General features: G+C 59.7%; 1 protein-coding gene. It reads right to left on the bottom strand.

Annotated features, from left to right (window positions below; all coding sequences use genetic code 11):
* Nucleotides 1–370: 370 nt before the first annotated feature.
* A partial coding sequence (locus GRI99_RS04640; RefSeq protein WP_160770892.1) for an ArsR/SmtB family transcription factor occupies nucleotides 371–556 on the bottom strand: 186 nt, incomplete at its 5' end.

Raw genomic sequence — 556 nt, forward strand, 5'->3', positions numbered from 1 at the left:
CGGCTTCACGCAGCTTGCCGATAATCTCCTCCGGCTTGTGTTTCCTCGCCATTCCATTCCTCCTGACTGGCCAATTCTAAAATAGAAATTGGGCCACTCAGAAGGGGGCAGATCACCCGGACCCGCAGGGCAAACTGCGGATTCGAAACCATCGTCGTAACGTAGGTAACATAAGTGGATCGTAATACAAATTGATAGCGGTCAATTCGAATGCCGGATTTTCAGGGGGGTGGGGGGTACGAACGACCGCAGGGGTGCGGCGGGAACCGGGCAGGTTCGCACCTGCCCGCCCGTGCCGGACTTGGGCAGTCGGCCAGTCAGCCGCCGGCAAATGAAATGGTGATGTCCCTGCGCTGTCGCCTGGGCGGGCCTAAGCCTTGGTCGAATGCCCCGCGCAAAGCTCGCACAAGGTATGGATCACGCCACGAACGATGGGATCCTTCAGGCTGTAGAAGCGAAGCTGGGCCTCACCCCGCACGCTGACCACGTCTTCCTCGCGCAGCAGGGCCAGATGCTGTGATACCGAGCTCTGCGACAGGCCGGAAAGTTCGACCAG

Origin of the sequence: Alteraurantiacibacter buctensis, from assembly GCF_009827655.1 — a bacterium.
In the GTDB taxonomy this organism is placed as follows: Bacteria; Pseudomonadota; Alphaproteobacteria; order Sphingomonadales; family Sphingomonadaceae; genus Alteraurantiacibacter; species Alteraurantiacibacter buctensis.